Origin of the sequence: Variovorax sp. 3319, assembly GCF_031456585.1 — a bacterium.
Taxonomy (GTDB): Bacteria; Pseudomonadota; Gammaproteobacteria; order Burkholderiales; family Burkholderiaceae_C; genus Variovorax; species Variovorax paradoxus_P.
In genome coordinates this window covers 65804-81037 of record NZ_JAVDUZ010000002.1, presented here as the reverse complement: position 1 = coordinate 81037, position 15234 = coordinate 65804, and the positions used below count along the sequence as shown (strand labels likewise).

The 15234-nt window shown below is 66.0% G+C and carries 15 protein-coding genes and 1 tRNA gene; 10 read left to right on the top strand and 6 right to left on the bottom strand.

Features of this window, described 5'->3' with window-relative positions; all coding sequences use genetic code 11:
• Positions 1-174 precede the first annotated feature (174 nt).
• Together J2X67_RS04745 and J2X67_RS04740 are read right to left on the bottom strand one after the other, a co-directional pair.
• Positions 175-249 (bottom strand) — tRNA-Arg (locus J2X67_RS04745).
• Positions 250-292: 43 nt separating this feature from the next.
• A complete protein-coding gene (locus J2X67_RS04740; protein ID WP_281146758.1) occupies positions 293-961 on the bottom strand; it encodes a TetR family transcriptional regulator in 669 nt (222 codons plus the stop codon).
• Between the two features lie 176 nt (positions 962-1137).
• On the opposite strand from J2X67_RS04740, the gene J2X67_RS04735 reads away from it, so the two are divergent.
• The 4 genes from J2X67_RS04735 (at position 1138) to J2X67_RS04720 (ending at position 7754) form a co-directional block, all read left to right on the top strand.
• Complete coding sequence (locus J2X67_RS04735; protein ID WP_309950988.1) at positions 1138-2427, top strand: efflux RND transporter periplasmic adaptor subunit; 1290 nt, start codon at positions 1138-1140, stop codon at positions 2425-2427.
• A gap of 18 nt (positions 2428-2445) precedes the next feature.
• Positions 2446-5607 (top strand): efflux RND transporter permease subunit, encoded by a 3162-nt coding sequence (locus J2X67_RS04730; protein WP_309950985.1) that lies wholly within the window; start codon positions 2446-2448, stop codon positions 5605-5607.
• Positions 5604-7028 (top strand): efflux transporter outer membrane subunit, encoded by a 1425-nt coding sequence (locus J2X67_RS04725; RefSeq protein WP_309950983.1) that lies wholly within the window; start codon positions 5604-5606, stop codon positions 7026-7028. Before J2X67_RS04730 ends, J2X67_RS04725 begins: the two co-directional genes overlap by 4 nt.
• Before the next feature lie 114 nt (positions 7029-7142).
• Positions 7143-7754, top strand: coding sequence for a c-type cytochrome (locus tag J2X67_RS04720; protein WP_309950981.1), 612 nt, complete (start codon positions 7143-7145; stop codon positions 7752-7754).
• An 80-nt stretch (positions 7755-7834) separates the two neighbouring features.
• Here the strand turns inward: J2X67_RS04720 and J2X67_RS04715 are convergent, their stop codons facing one another.
• From J2X67_RS04715 to J2X67_RS04705, 3 genes are read right to left on the bottom strand one after another with little or no spacing between them, the layout of a single operon-like run.
• Positions 7835-8383, bottom strand: coding sequence for a DUF2946 family protein (locus J2X67_RS04715; protein ID WP_309950979.1), 549 nt, complete (start codon positions 8381-8383; stop codon positions 7835-7837).
• Between the two features lie 35 nt (positions 8384-8418).
• Complete coding sequence (locus J2X67_RS04710) at positions 8419-9399, bottom strand: alpha/beta fold hydrolase (RefSeq protein ID WP_309950977.1); 981 nt, start codon at positions 9397-9399, stop codon at positions 8419-8421.
• A gap of 36 nt (positions 9400-9435) precedes the next feature.
• Positions 9436-9888, bottom strand: coding sequence for a nuclear transport factor 2 family protein (locus J2X67_RS04705; RefSeq protein ID WP_309950975.1), 453 nt, complete (start codon positions 9886-9888; stop codon positions 9436-9438).
• Between the two features lie 218 nt (positions 9889-10106).
• Here J2X67_RS04705 and rutA point away from each other — a divergent pair, with 218 nt between their 5' ends.
• The 6 genes from rutA to rutF are packed head-to-tail and all read left to right on the top strand — an operon-like array spanning position 10107 to position 14402.
• Entirely contained in the window at positions 10107-11219 is a 1113-nt protein-coding gene (gene rutA, locus J2X67_RS04700; protein ID WP_309950973.1) for a pyrimidine utilization protein A, read from the top strand.
• A 14-nt stretch (positions 11220-11233) separates the two neighbouring features.
• Positions 11234-12025 carry a pyrimidine utilization protein B gene (gene rutB / locus J2X67_RS04695; RefSeq protein ID WP_281146751.1) on the top strand — a complete coding sequence of 264 codons (792 nt, stop codon included), beginning with the start codon at positions 11234-11236 and terminating at the stop codon, positions 12023-12025.
• 23 nt (positions 12026-12048) lie between these two features.
• Positions 12049-12441 carry a pyrimidine utilization protein C gene (gene rutC / locus J2X67_RS04690; RefSeq protein WP_309950971.1) on the top strand — a complete coding sequence of 131 codons (393 nt, stop codon included), beginning with the start codon at positions 12049-12051 and terminating at the stop codon, positions 12439-12441.
• 2 nt (positions 12442-12443) lie between these two features.
• On the top strand, positions 12444-13244 hold the full coding sequence (gene rutD, locus J2X67_RS04685; RefSeq protein WP_309950969.1) for a pyrimidine utilization protein D: 801 nt from the start codon (positions 12444-12446) through the stop codon (positions 13242-13244).
• Entirely contained in the window at positions 13241-13837 is a 597-nt protein-coding gene (locus J2X67_RS04680; RefSeq protein WP_309950967.1) for a malonic semialdehyde reductase, read from the top strand. The genes rutD and J2X67_RS04680 overlap by 4 nt, the downstream gene beginning before the upstream one ends.
• 22 nt (positions 13838-13859) lie before the next feature.
• Entirely contained in the window at positions 13860-14402 is a 543-nt protein-coding gene (gene rutF, locus J2X67_RS04675) for an NADH-dependent FMN reductase RutF (RefSeq protein WP_281146747.1), read from the top strand.
• 59 nt (positions 14403-14461) lie between these two features.
• On the opposite strand, the gene rutR is transcribed toward rutF, so the two are convergent.
• The gene (rutR, locus tag J2X67_RS04670; RefSeq protein WP_309950965.1) at positions 14462-15217 is read right to left on the bottom strand and encodes an HTH-type transcriptional regulator RutR; all 756 of its coding nucleotides are present in this window, start codon (positions 15215-15217) and stop codon (positions 14462-14464) included.
• Positions 15218-15234 lie beyond the last annotated feature (17 nt).

The following is a 15234-nucleotide window of genomic DNA, read 5'->3' as shown; positions in this document are numbered from 1 at the left end:
CGTCATCGTTCCGACGCTAAGACTCGAACCTCGATTTTCGTACGTCGACCGGCGCTCCAACTTCCATGGCATTCTGTGGAGTTCCTCAGACCAAATCTGTCGATAGATAACGCTCGCCCAGGCGAGAAAAGCAAAAAGACCGGAAGCTTTTGGAGCTTCCGGTCTTTGAAAATTTGGTCCCGCCGCCAGGAATCGAACCTGGATCTCAGCCTTCGGAGGGCCGAATTCTATCCGTTGAAATACAGCGAGGAATCTGGGTTCCGGCAGAACCGGAGCCACGCATTATCGCCTATCAGGCGGCGACTTCTTCTGCTTCGTTTCCGACACCGGCGGTCGAGTTCCGTTCAAAACCCAGGCCGGCCAGGTAAACGCGAAAGGTGCGCCTGCCGGTAGACACCAGCTCGAAGGCGGTGGGGTCGAGCAGCCAGTTCTGTATGAGCCCGCTCAGCAGTGCGTGCAGGCCCTGTGCGGCCACGTGGCCGGGCACGGGCAGCTTGACCTGGTCGCGGCGGGCGGCCAGGCGCAGGGCTTTTTCAAAATCGGTCACGCAAGCGTTGCGCGCGTCCAGGTGGCGCTGCTGCACCGATGCCATGTCGTGCGTGTATTCAACCTTGTGGGTGGCCACGTCGAACACGCGGCGCACCTGGGGGTCGGTGGTCATGAGGGTAAGGGCGTGCACCATGCCCTCTTCAATCTCGGCCAGGGGGTCGTCGGTGCCGGCGGCCGCGGCGGCCCGGGGGCCGGCTTCCAGCGGCAAGATAACGCGCTCCATCATGGCGTTGAACAGATCGGCCTTGTCCTTGAAGTGCCAATAAATTGCGCCACGGGTCGCGCCGGCCTGCTGCGCAATTTGCTGCAGCGAGGTTTGCGAAACGCCCTGCGCCTGAAACAGCAGCTCCGCGGCATCGAGCAACCGATTCCGTGTAGCCAGTGCTTCTTCCTTCGTACGACGTGCCACCAAGTCTCCTGATTTGTAAAGCCAAGCCCTTTCCGAACCATGGGGCCATTCAATGCTGTCACTATACATCCATGAATGTATGTAAACTATCGGGCTTCCCCGATGGCCCGGCTGTTTATGCTGGTTTTCTGTTCGCAGTGCGAACGGGCCATCTCCTGTCTTTGCTTCAAAGGATTCGCATGCCTCTCCTGCATGTTTCGCGTCAATCTTCGTTCTCGCCGCGCCTCGCGATCGTGGCCGCCGTTGTGGTGCTGACGCTCGCGGCCTGTTCCAAGGGCGATGCGCCCGCCGGCCCGGGCGGCGCAGGCGGTGGCGGCGCCCGCCCGGCGCCTGAAGTGGGAGTGGTGGTTGCCACGCCAACAGACGTGGGCTTGGTAACCGAGCTGCCGGGCCGGCTGGAGGCCTCGCGGGTGGCGCAGGTTCGCGCCCGTGCCTCGGGCATTCTGCTGAAGCGCGAGTTCCGCGAAGGCAGCGACGTAAAGGCCGGCCAGCTGCTGTTCCGCATCGACCCGGCACCGCTGGTGGCGGCATCGCAAAACGCGCAAGCCACGCTGGCCCGGGCTGAGGCCAACGCCGTGCAGGCCAAGGCACTGGCCGACCGCTACAAGCCGCTGGTCGAGGCCAACGCGGTAAGCAAGCAGGAATACGCAAACGCAGTGGCCGCGCAAAAAACGGCCGAGGCCGATGTGGCCGCGGGCCGCGCCGCCGTGCAAACCGCCAAGATCAACCTGGGCTACGCCGACGTAACCTCGCCCATTGCAGGCCGCATCGGCCGCGCGCTGGTAACCGAAGGCGCACTGGTGGGCCAGGGCGACGCAACCGAGTTGGCCGTGGTGCAGCAGATCAACCCGATGTACGTGAACTTCACGCAGTCGGCCTCCGACGTGCTCAAGCTGCGCCGCGCACTGGCTGCGGGCCAGTACAAGCGCGCCAACGGCGAAGAGGCTGCCAGCATCACGGTGGTGCTCGAAGACGGCACCGACTACACGCTGCCGGGCAAGCTGCTGTTCTCCGACCTGACGGTGGACCAGGCCACGGGCCAGGTCACGCTGCGCGCCGAGGTGCCCAACCCGAAGGGCGAGCTGCTGCCCGGCCTGTATGTGCGCGTAAAGCTCGAGCAGGCGCAGGCCACCAACGCAATCACCATTCCCCAGCAGGCGGTTACGCGCACGCAGCAGGGCGACACGGTGTCGGTGGTCAGTGCCGACGGCAAGATCAGCCAGCGCACGGTGAAGATCAGCGCCGCCAAGGACAACCAGTGGGTGGTGCTCGAAGGCCTGAAGGCGGGCGAACAGGTAATGGTCGACGGCTTCCAGAAGCTGCAGATGATGCCGCCCGGCACGCCGGTAAAGGCAGTGCCATGGACCAAGCCGGCGCCCAACGGCGCGGCAAAACCGGCAGCGCCGGCGGCGTCTGCCGCAGCGGCGCCAGCCAGCGGTGCGGCGGCTGCGCCGGCCGAAAAGAAGTAATAGCAGGAGCGCGCCCGCATGGCCAAATTCTTTATCGACCGCCCGATCTTCGCCTGGGTGATCGCCCTGTTCGTCCTGGTGATGGGCGGCGTGGCAATTACCCAGCTGCCGATCTCGCAATACCCGCCGGTGGCACCGCCGGCCATCGTGATCAACGTGGCGTACCCCGGCGCCTCGGCCCAGACGCTCGAAGACAGCGTGCTGTCCGTGGTCGAACGCGAAATGAACGGCTCGCCGGGCCTGATCTACATGGAATCGGTGGCCCAGGCAGACGGCACCGGCACCATCACCATCAGCTTCGAGGCGGGCACCAACCCCGACCTTGCGCAGGTGGACGTGCAAAACCGGCTTTCGCGCGCAACGCCGCGCCTGCCGGCAGCGGTAACGCAGCAGGGTGTGCGCGTGGACAAGTCGCGCAACAACTTTCTGATGTTCGTGATGCTGTCTTCGGACAACCCGCAGTTCGATCCGGTGGCGCTTGGCGACTATGCCGCGCGCAACGTGGTGCCCGAACTGCAGCGCGTGGTGGGCGTGGGCCAGGCGCAGCTGTTCGGCTCCGAAAACGCGATGCGCATCTGGATCGACCCGGCCAAGCTGCAGGGCTTCAACCTGTCGGCCACCGACGTGAACAACGCGATTCGCGCACAGAACGCGCAGGTGTCTTCGGGCACGCTGGGCGACTTGCCCAACATTCCGGGCCAGGCCATTGCGGCCACGGTGGTGGTCAACGGCCAGCTGGCCAATGTCGACCAGTTCAAGAAGATTGTGTTGCGCGCCAACCCCGACGGCTCGACCGTGCGGCTGCAAGACGTGGCACGGGTCGAGCTCGGCGGCCAGTCTTATGCCACCTCGGCGCGGCTTAACGGCGTGCCGGCAGTGGGTGTGGGCGTGCAGCCCACGCCCAACGGCAACGCGCTGCAGTCGGCCAAGGCCATTCGCGCCAAGATGGCAGAGCTGCAGCGCTTCTTTCCGCCGGGCGTGAAGTGGGACATTCCGTACGACAGCTCGCGCTTTGTGCAGATCTCCATCACCGAAGTGGTGAAGACGCTGCTCGAAGCCATTGCGCTGGTGTTTGTGGTGATGTTCCTGTTCTTGCAGAACTGGCGCTACACGATCATTCCGACCATCGTGGTGCCCATTGCGCTCTTGGGCACGTTTGCCTCGCTGCTTGCGCTGGGCTTCTCGATCAACGTGCTGACCATGTTCGGCATGGTGCTGGTGATCGGTATCGTGGTGGACGACGCCATTGTGGTGGTCGAAAACGTCGAGCGCATCATGAGCGAAGAGGGGCTTTCGCCGCTCGAGGCAACGCGCAAGGCCATGCGGCAGATTTCGGGCGCCATCATCGGCGTGACGGTGGTGCTGATCTCGGTGTTTGTGCCGCTGGCATTTTTTGCGGGCTCCACGGGCAACATCTACCGCCAGTTCTCGGCGGTCATGGTGACGTCGATTGCCTTCTCGGCCTTCATGGCGCTGTCGCTCACGCCGGCGCTGTGCGCCACGCTGCTGAAGCCGGTCGAAGCGGGCCACCACCACGAGAAGAGCGGCTTCTTCGGCTGGTTCAACCGCGGCTTTTCGCGCACGGCCAAGGGCTACGAAGGCATCGTTGCGCGCATTCTGCGGCGCGCCGCGCGCTACCTGATCATCTATGCGGTGATCATCGGCGCGGTGGTGTTTACCTACATGCGGCTGCCAAGCTCGTTCTTGCCGGCAGAAGACCAGGGCAACATCATCGTGAACGTGCAGCTGCCGCCAGGCGCCACGCAAGAGCGTGCGCTGTCGGTCATGCAGCAGGTCGAAGGCTTCATCCTGAAGCAGCCCGAAGTGCAGAGCATCGTCGGCGTGATGGGCTTCAGCTTCTCTGGCCAGGGCCAGAATGCGGGCCTTGCCTTCGTGACGCTCAAAGACTGGGAAGAACGCAAAGACCCGGCCCATTCGGCCAGTGCGCTGGCGGGCCGCGCCTTTGGTGCGCTCTCGGGCATTCGCGACGCGTTCATCTACCCGCTGAGCCCGCCGCCCATTCCTGAACTGGGCAACGCGAGCGGCTTCAGCTTCCGTTTGCAAGACCGTTCGGGCGCAGGCCACCAGGCGCTGGTCAGCGCGCGCAACCAGCTGCTGGGCATGGCCAGCCAAAGCAAGATCCTGGCGCAGGTTCGCCCTGACGGGCTGGAAGACGCGCCTCAGCTGCAGATCGACATCGACCGCGACAAGGCCAACGCGCTGGGCGTGACCTTCGATGCGATCAACGCCACGCTGTCGACGGGCCTGGGTTCGAGCTACATCAACGACTTTCCGAACCGCGGCCGCCTGCAGCGCGTGGTGGTGCAAGCCGATGCGCCGGCCCGCATGCAGCCGGACGACCTGCTGAAGCTGAACGCCAGCAACTCGCAGGGCCAGCCGGTGCCGCTCTCGGCCTTTGCCACCACCAAGTGGGTTACGGGCGCCACGCAAACGGTGCGCTACAACGGCTACCCCGCCATCCGCATCAGCGGCGACGCGGCTCCGGGCTACAGCACGGGCGCCGCAATGGCCGAGATGGAAAAGCTCGCAAGCCAACTGCCGCAAGGCTTCGGCTTTGAATGGACGGGCCAGTCACGCGAAGAAAAGCTCGCGGGTTCGCAGGCCATCATCCTGTACGGCTTCGCAATCCTGGCGGTGTTCCTGTGCCTGGCTGCGCTGTACGAGAGCTGGTCGATTCCGCTGGCGGTCATTCTGGTGGTGCCGCTGGGCGTGCTGGGTGTGCTGCTGGCAACCATGCTGCGCGCCTACTCGAACGACGTGTACTTTCAGGTGGGCCTGATCACCATCATCGGCCTGTCTGCGAAAAACGCGATTCTGATCATCGAGTTTGCAAAAGACCTGCAGGCGCAGGGCAAGGGCATCATCGAATCGGCCCTGGCCGCGGCCCACCTGCGGTTCCGCCCGATCATCATGACCTCGCTGGCCTTTGGCCTGGGCGTGGTGCCGCTGGCCATTGCCTCGGGCGCCGGCTCGGCAAGCCAGCGCGCCATTGGCACCGGTGTGCTCGGCGGCATGGTCACGGGCACGGTGCTGGCCGTGATCTTCGTGCCGGTGTTCTTCGTGGTGGTGCGCGGCCTGTTCAAGGGCAGCGCGCGCCAGCATGAAGCCGACAAGCGGCATGCAGAGGCCGCCGGCATCACGGAGGAAAAAAACACATGACTAAGAAATTCATTCCTACCGCCCTGGCCGCAGCCCTGCTGCTGGCCGGCTGCTCGCTCATTCCAACCTACGAGCGCCCCGCGGCGCCGGTGCCCACCACGTTTCCGGGCGACCCGGCGCAGCCGGCGGGCCAGGCTGCGGCCGCCCTGCCGTGGCAAGACTTCTTCACCGATCCGCGCCTTGCCGGCCTGATCCAGACGGCGCTGGCCAACAACCGCGACCTGCGTGTGTCGGTGCTCAACATCGAGCAGGCGCGCGCCCAGTTCCAGATCGAGCGTTCGGCGCTCTTTCCGGCGGTGGGCCTCACGGGCAGCGGCTCGCGTTCGAGCCCCAACCAGCTGCAGGCCATCGACAGCAGCGCGGGCAGCGTGTCGTCGCAGTACAGCGTGGCCCTGGGCATTACCGCCTGGGAGATCGACTTCTTCGGCCGCATCCGCAGCCTGAAGGACCAGGCGCTGGCGCAATACCTTGCCACCGAAGAAACGCGCAAGGCCGCGCAGATCAGCCTGGTTGCCGCGGTGGCCACGGGCTGGCTCACGCTGATTGCCGACGACGAACTGCTCGAGCTCACGCGGCAGACGCTGAGCACGCGCGAAGAATCGGTGCGCCTGACCAAGCTGCGCTTCGACAACGGGGTGTCGTCGGAGCTCGACTTTCAGGCCGCAAACTCGCTGGCCGAAACCGCGCGGGCTTCTTATGCGCAGTTGCTGCGCACGCGCCAGCAGGACGAGAACGCACTTGCCCTGCTGCTGGGTGCGCCGGTGCCTGCAGAAGCCACGGCCGGCGGCGCCAAGGGCCTGGACGGCATCAAGCCAATGCCCGACGTGCCCGCAGGCCTGCCTTCGGACCTGCTGGCCGAACGGCCGGACATTCGCTCGGCCGAGCAGCAGCTGATTGCCGCCAACGCCAACATCGGCGCGGCGCGCGCGGCGTTCTTTCCGCGGGTGTCGCTCACCACGTCGATCGGCACGGCGAGCAGCGAGTTTTCGGGCCTGTTCGACAGCGGATCGAAGGCCTGGACCTTTGCGCCGCAGATCACGCTGCCCATCTTCAATGCGGGCCGCAACATCGCGGGGCTCGACTCGGCCAAGGCCGGGCGCGAGATTGCGGTGGCGCAGTACGAAAAATCCATTCAAACCGCCTTCCGCGAAGTGGCAGACGCCCTGGCCGGCCGTGCCACGCTGGGCGAGCAGGTGCGGGCGCAGCGGGCGCAGGCCGATGCCGAAGCGGTGCGCTTCAAGCTCTCGGACATGCGCTACCGCAACGGCATTGCCAGCGCGCTCGACCTGCTCGACGCACAGCGCTCGCTGTACACGGCGCAGCAGTCGGCAGTGACCACGCGGCTCTTGCAGCTGCAGAACCAGGTCACGCTCTACAAGACGCTGGGCGGCGGCTGGACAGGCCGCGAGAACAAGGGCTGAGGCTTTCGCGCGACGGCTCCGGACCGGCCTTCCGTCCTTTGGGCGGAGGGCCTCTCTATAATCGCCGGTTGATTCGAAAAAGCCCCCCGACGAGCCCCCGTTATTGAGGACGCCATGAGCGCAGACCCGCACTACCAGGCCACAGAAGACGCCCACACCGGACCGATCAAAAACCCGAAGCAACTGCTGCTCGCGGTATTTTTCTCCTTTCTTGCTCCCATCCTGATCATCGTGGGCCTTGTGGCCTACGTGGTTTCGGGCAACAAGCCCGCGGGCACGGCAGAGGGCGACAACATGTCGCTCTATGGCGTGTCGCAAGACGCGCGCAACCGCGAAGTGGCCGAGCGGCTCAAGAAGGTCGGCGCCATTGAAATCCGCGACGCCAACCGCGCGCTCGCCACAGGCGAAACGGTTTTCAAGACGCAGTGCATTGCCTGCCACGGCTCGCCCGGCATTCCCGGTGCGCCCCACCTGAGCGATGCCGCAGCCTGGGGCCCGCGCATCGGCCAGGGCTACGAAACGCTGCTCGACCATGCACTGCATGGCAAGGGAGCCATGCCTCCCCAGGGCGGCGGCGACTTCGAAGACCTCGAAATCGGCCGTGCCGTGGTTTACCTGGCCAATGCTGGCGGCGCCAAGTTCCCGGTGCCCGATCGCCCCGCCGCAGGCGCGGCCCCTGCCGAAGGTGCCGCCTCGGCGGCCGCACCGGCCAGCGCGGCCAAGTAAGCAGAACCTGGGGGCGCAGCGCCCCAAAAAATAAAAGCCGGCTTCGCGCCGGCTTTTTTTACGTCTGCAGGGCGCGCCGGTCAGGGTTTGGCAGCCGCCACCGGCTGGCGCGCCGCGGGGCTCAGCACATGGCCAAAGCGCTGGGGCAGGTCGGCAGAGCGCACCGGTTCGGGCGTCCACAGGCCCTGCTCGATGGCATTGGCCGCCAGGCCCACGTCCTGCGTATGAACCAGCCCCAGGCCGATGGGCGCGACCAGGTAGAGATGGCCCTCCTCGTCGAGCAGGCAGCCGGAAACATCGACGGCATGCCCGGTATGGGCGGTGACGGCAAAGCCGTTGTCGTCGGCAATGCGCCAGACGAAAGGCGCCACCTCAAGCTCGACGTAGACGCGCTGGGGGCCGTTCTGGAAGAACCACTGCCCTTCCGCGTCGCGGTCGTAGTTGCGGTGAATGAAGTCGATCAGCTTGTCGTGCCGCAGCATCGAGCCCTTTGCGGCCGGAAAAGGGCCCTGGGCCTGGGTGCGGTCGTCGCGCATGTACCAGTTGCCGCGCGCGTCCAGGCCAAGCCAGCCGTAGCAGTGCGGCACGTTGGGCCACTTGGCGAGCGCTTGTTTAACGATGTCGTCCATGAAAGCTATTTTGCGCGCCCGCGCGGCAGCCGGGCCTAGGCGAACTGCCCGAGCCAGCTACCGACGCTCTCCGGCATGCCGCGCACATGCCCCGGTGGCGCGCCAAGCGGAAAACCCACATGCCCGCCATGCGCGGGCTGCCACAACGTGACGTGCCGGCCCACCTCGCCCGGGCCGGGCAGGCTGCCGGCCGGAATGAACGGGTCGTTCAGCGCATTGACAACCAGCGCGGGCACGCGAATCGCGCTCAGGTGCGGCTTGGACGAGCCCCGCGCCCAGTAGTCGTCGGTGTTGCGAAAGCCGTGCAGCGGCGCGGTAAACACGTCGTCGAAGGTGTAGAGGTCTCGCGCCGCCATCAGGCGCTCGCGGTCGAAGAGCCCCGGAAATTGGGCCAGCTTGGCAAGCGCCTTGGGCTTCATGGTGGCCAGGAACATGCGCGTGTAGACCAACCGGTTGAAGCCGCGGCCAATGGCCTCGCCGCCCGCTGCAAGATCGAGCGGCGCGCACACCGAGGCCACGGCGGCAACCGAGGCATGGGCCGTATCGCCGGCCTCGCAGGCCCAGCGCAGCAGCGCGTTGCCGCCCAGCGAAACACCCGCGGCCAGCACCGGGCCGCCGCCGTGGAGCGCCTGCCGCTCGCGCATGCGCCGCAAGATCCAGTCGATTTCTTCGTAGTCACCCGAGTGGTAGGCGCGGGGTGCCAGGTTGAGCTCGCCGCTGCAGCCCCTGAAATGCGGCACCGCAAAGGCCATGCCGCGTTCGGCCGCAAAGGTGGCAAAAGCCTCTGCATAGTGGCTGCGGGACGAGCCCTCCAGCCCATGGAACAGCACCAGCAGCGGCCGGGGGCCCGGCACGTTCGCATCCACAAAATCGACGTCGATGAAGTCGCCGTCGGGCGTGTTCCAGCGCTCGCGGCGGTACACCGGCGCCGGCCCGTTGAAGCGGCGCGCATAAAGCGCCGCCCAGATGGTCTGCAGGTTGCCGCCGGGCAGCCAGCGCGGCGCCGCGTAGCCCATGGATGAGTGCGGGGAAGAAACGTCGCCAGGCATTTCTCAGTGCAGGATTTGCGGCGGGTCGTTCGAGTCGACGGGCTCCCGCGCGCTGCCGGGGCTCGCATGGTGCGCCACCATGCGCCAGCCTTCGGCGGTCTTGTGATAGACGTTGGTGGCCAGCACAAAGGCGTGCTTCGGGCCTTCGGCGGTGAGCACCTCGATGCGTTCGAGCACGTTGTGCACCGCGCTTGCCAGCGACTCGATCTTGCGCACGCGCGCAGGCATGGCGTGAATGGCGCCGTTGCCGAACATCTGCTCGAAAGCTGCGCGGATTGCCGTGGCGCCCACCAGGCGGGGGCCGCCCGGATGCACGCAGAACACCTCGTCCTCGTCGGCCCAGCACGCCATCAGTGCTTCGATGTCGCCGCGCTGCAGCGCCTCATAGAACGCGGCCTCGATGTCGTCTGCAGTACCGCCGACGGCAGCGGCGGCGCGGAGTGGGGTCTTGGGCATGGGGTGATTTTGCCGCGCGATCGATGACGCGGTCGCTGCACCGGTTTGGCCTTGCGGCGCACCGTGCTGCCGCAGGTTGGGCAGTTCGCCTGCTCCACTTTGGACCAAATGGTCAAAAAGAAACATTCAAAAACACACAACACATTGATTTGAAAGGACTTTTTCAACTGGCACGCGCCATGCATAGGGCTTTGCGACACCGCAACTGGAGCTTCTGCATGAACGTCGGCATCTTCATTCCCATTGGCAACAACGGCTGGCTGCTCTCCGAAAACGCACCGCAGTACAAGCCGAGTTTCGAACTCAACAAGGAGATCACGCTCACGGCCGAGCGCTACGGCGTCGACTTCGTGCTGTCGATGATCAAGCTGCGCGGTTTTGGCGGCAAGACGGAGTTCTGGGACCACAACCTCGAGTCGTTCACGCTCATGGCGGGGCTTGCGGCCGTCACCACCAAGATCAAGCTCTTTGCCACCGCGGCCTCGCTGGTGATGCCGCCGGCCATTGTCGCGCGCATGGCGTCGACCATCGACTCGATCTCCAACGGCCGCTTTGGCCTGAACCTTGTCACCGGCTGGCAGCGGCCCGAGTATTCGCAGATGGGCATGTGGCCCGGCGACCAGTTTTTCGGCACGCGCTACCAGTATCTTTCCGAATACATCCAGGTGCTGCGCGACTTGTGGGGCACCGGCCAGTCCGACTTCAAGGGCGCGCACTTCCAGATGGACGACTGCCGCCTGAGCCCCCGGCCGCAAGCCGACATGAAGGTGATCTGCGCGGGCCAGAGCGATGCGGGCATGGACTTTTCCGCCAAATACGCCGACTACAACTTCTGCTTCGGCAAGGGCGTGAACACGCCGAAGGCCTTTGCGCCCGCGGCCGAGAAGCTGATCGAGGCCACGCGCAAGACCGGCCGCCACGTGACCACCTACGTGCTGATGATGGTGATTGCCGACGAAACCGACGAAGCCGCGCGCGCCAAGTGGGAGCACTACAAGGCCGGTGCCGACCACGAAGCCATTGCGTGGCTGGGCCAGCAGGGCGCGGCCGACACCAGGTCGGGTGCCGACACCAACGTGCGCCAGATGGCCGACCCGACCTCGGCCGTCAACATCAACATGGGCACGCTGGTGGGCTCTTACGCCACGGTTGCGCGCCTGCTCGACGAGATGGCCGAGGTGCCGGGCACCGAAGGCGTGCTGCTCACTTTCGACGACTTTGTGCAGGGCGTGCAAGCCTTCGGCGAACGCATCCAGCCGCTGATGAAGAGCCGCGCGCATGTGCAAAGCCCCGTGCCCTCGCAGGCCGAGCCCGAGCGCCTTGCGGCCTGAAAGGAAAGACGAGCATGGCCACGCCCGCACGCAACACCACCCTCACCTCGACCACGCCAGTCGGCGCCCCGCGCCTGCCCGGCGCACCTGCGCCGCTGGTGCTGCCCGCCCGGCCCGAACCGCTGGCGCTGCATGCCACCGACTCGGCCCTGATCGTGGTCGACATGCAGAACGCCTATGCATCCATCGGCGGCTATGTCGACTCCGCGGGCTTCGATATTTCAGGCGCGCAAGGCACCATTGCCAACATTGCGCGCACCATTGCCGCGGCGCGCGCGGCCGGCATGCTGGTCGTGTTTCTGCAGAACGGCTGGGACGCCGCCTACGTCGAGGCCGGCGGACCAGGCTCGCCCAACTGGCACAAGTCGAACGCGCTCAAGACCATGCGCGCCAAGCCCGAGCTGGCGGGCAAGTTCCTCGCCAAGGGCGGCTGGGACTACGAGCTCATTGCAGAAATGAAGCCGCAGCCGGGCGACATCGTGGTGCCCAAGACGCGCTACAGCGGCTTTTTCAACAGCACGCTCGACAGCACGCTGCGCGCACGCGGCATCCGCCACCTGGTGTTCACCGGCATTGCGACCAACGTGTGCGTGGAGTCGACGCTGCGCGATGCCTTTCACCTCGAATACTTCGCCGTGATGCTCGAAGACGCCACGCACGAGCTTGGCGGCGCGGCCATACAGAAGGCCTCGGTCTACAACGTCGAGACCTTCTTCGGCTGGGTTTCCACCGTGGACCAGTTCTGCGCCACGTTTGCACCCGAGCCGGCCGCGCAGCCTGTGCCGGCCGAAGCGGCCATTGCCTGATTTTTTTAAAGGAGCCCGTCCTCATGCCCAAGCAAGCCATCATCCCCGCCGGAACCACCACGCCCATCGCCCCTTTCGTGCCCGGCACCATGGCCGACGGCGTGGTCTACGTGTCGGGCACGCTGCCCTTCGACAAGGACAATAACGTGGTGCACGTGGGCGACGCCTCCGCGCAGACACGCCATGTGCTCGAGACGATCCGGAACGTGATCAAAACAGCCGGCGGCACCATGGACGACGTGACCTTCAACATGATCATGATCAAGGACTGGGCCGACTACGCGAAGGTGAACGCGGTGTACGCCGAGTTCTTTCCGGGCACCAAGCCGGCGCGCTACTGCATTCAGTGCGGCCTGGTAAAGCCTGAAGCGCTGGTCGAAATCGCCTCCATCGCCCACGTCGGCAACAAGGCCTGAACATGCCGCTGCACTACGAAGTGCATGGGCCGGCCGACGGCGAGGCGGTGCTGCTGTCGTCGGGCCTGGGCGGTTCGGCCGCCTTCTGGCAACCGCAGATCGGCGCGCTCGTTGCAGCGGGCCATCGCGTGATTGCATACGACCAACGTGGCACGGGCCGCAGCCCCGCCGCACTGGAGGCGGGCTACGCCATTGCCGACATGGCGCGCGATGTGGTGCAAATTCTGGACGCCACATCGACGCCGCGCTGCCACTTGGTGGGGCATGCGCTGGGAGGGCTCGTAGGGCTGCAGCTGGCGCTCGACGAGCCCTCGCGCGTGGCAAGCCTGGTGCTGGTCAATGCGTGGGCCAGGCCCAATGCGCACTCGGCGCGCTGCTTCGATGCGCGGCTTGCGCTGCTCGGCGCCTGCGGGCCGCGCGCGTACGTGGAAGCGCAGCCAATCTTCTTGTACCCCGCGGCCTGGTGCGCGGAACATGCGCAGCGCGTGGCCGATGAGGTCGACCATGCGTTTGCGCATTTTCCCGGCGAGGCCAACATGCGTGCGCGCATTGCCGCGCTGCGCGCCTTCGACATCGACGCGCATCTTGGCGACATCACTGCGCCGACGCTGGTGGCCGCCGCCATGGACGACGCGCTGGTGCCGTGGACCTGCTCGCAGCACCTGGCCGATGGCCTTCACGACGTGACGCTGCACTTCATGCCGCACGGCGGCCATGCGCACAGCGTGACCGAGGCCGACGCCTTCAACCGCAGCCTGCTCGACTTTCTTTCCCGGGTCAGCGCACCCGGCGTTCCCGCATGACCACCACCTCAACCCTAGACAACGCCGCACTGGCACTTCTCTTCACCGAAGCACGCAGCCACAACGGCTGGACCGCGGAACCCGTGACGGATGCGCAGCTCCGTCAGGTCTATGCGCTCGCCCGCATGGGCCCGACATCGGCCAACTGCTCGCCCGCACGCTTCGTGTTCGTTCGCACGCCCGAGGGCAAGCAGCGCCTTGCGCCTGCGCTTTCCAAGGGCAACCTGGACAAGACCATGGCGGCGCCGGTCACCGTGATTGCGGCATGGGACCGCAAGTTCTACGACAAGCTGCCCACGCTGTTTCCGCATACAGATGCGCGCAGCTGGTTCACCGGCAGCCCCGAGGCCGCGCACGAAACCGCCTTTCGCAACGCCAGCCTGCAGGCGGGCTACCTGCTGCTTGCCGCGCGCGCCGTGGGGCTCGATGCAGGTCCGATGTCGGGCTTCGACAAGGCGAAGGTGGATGCCGCGTTCTTCGAAGGCACCGACTGGACGACCAACTTCCTGATCAATCTTGGCCATGGCGATGCGGCCAAGGTGTTCGGCCGCTTGCCGCGGCTCGGCTTCGAAGAAGCCTGCGTCCTGGCCTGAAACCATTCCGGAAACCTCTCCCATGCTGCTGAACGCAATGGCCACCAACCACGTCATGCCAAGCGGTGCTCCGCATGCGCTGCCCAAGGCCGACTACCGCAACGCCATGGCGCGGCTGGGCGCGGCGGTCAACATCATCACCACCGACGGGCCCGCGGGCCGCGCCGGCTTCACCGCGTCCGCCGTGTGCAGCGTGACCGATGAACCGCCGATGCTGCTGGTGTGCCTGAACCGGTCGGCCTCGGTGTACCCCGCGTTCACGGCCAACGGCGTGCTCTGCGTGAACGTGCTGGCGGCGGGCCACCAGGCACTGTCGGGCCTGTTCGGCGGCAAGACGCCGATGGACGAGCGCTTTGCCGCGGGCCGCTGGGGGCGCAAGGCGACGGGATCGCCGGTGCTGGAAGATGCCGCGGCGTCATTCGACTGCCGCGTGGTGCAGGCCACGAGTGCGGGCACGCATGACGTGCTGTTCTGCGAGGCGCTGGCGATTGCCATTGGCGGGGCAGCGCAGAGCCTGATCTATTTCGACCGGCGTTATCACGAGATAGCAGCGCCGCCGCACTGACCTGGTCTTCTCCCCTCTCCCTTGGGGAGAGGGAGCAAGTCCAACTGCCGCCTACTTGGCTATCTCGGCGCAATCCCCTGCAGCACGATCCGCTGCACGTTCTCCACCGTCTGCTCGAAGAACACCGGATCCTCCAGCGTGTGCCCCGTCAGCGCCTGCACCTGCACGCCGAAATCCGCATAGTGCTGCGTGACGGCCCAGAGCGCAAAAATCAGGTGATGCGGATCGACCGGTGCGAGCTTGCCGGACGCGACCCATGAACGTATGACCTCCGACTTGCGCTCCACCAGCGTGCGCAGTTCGCGGTCGAGCTCGTCGCGCAGCAAAGGCGCGCCCTGGATCATTTCAAGGCAGAAAAGGCGCGACGCATCGGGCCGGTCGCGCGAGACCACGAGCTTGCGGCGGATGTAGCCGCCAATGGCCTCGCCCGGGTCCTGCTCGGCGCTGAAGCCGCGCAGCGGCTCCAGCCACAGCGCGAGCAGGTCGCGCAGCACGTTCACGTACAGCTCTTCCTTGTTCGCAAAGTAATAGAGCAGATTGCTCTTGGACACATCGGCCCGCGCCGCCACCTGGTCGATCGAGGTGCCGTGCAATCCAAAGCGCGAGAACAGGCCCAGCGCCGCGCCGAGGATGGCGCTGCGCTTGTCTTCGATCTGGCGCAGCCTGCGGCTCACCGCCGAGGCGCTGCGCACCGCGGGCTTCGCGGACTTGCGCACCAGGCCCTTCGCGGCGCCCTTCACAGCTCCCTTCACAGCGCTCTTCGCCGGGGTCTTCTTCGTGCTGCTGGCTGCGGCCAGCGCCTTGGTCTTCGGCATCTTCCCTCGCTTCTCGG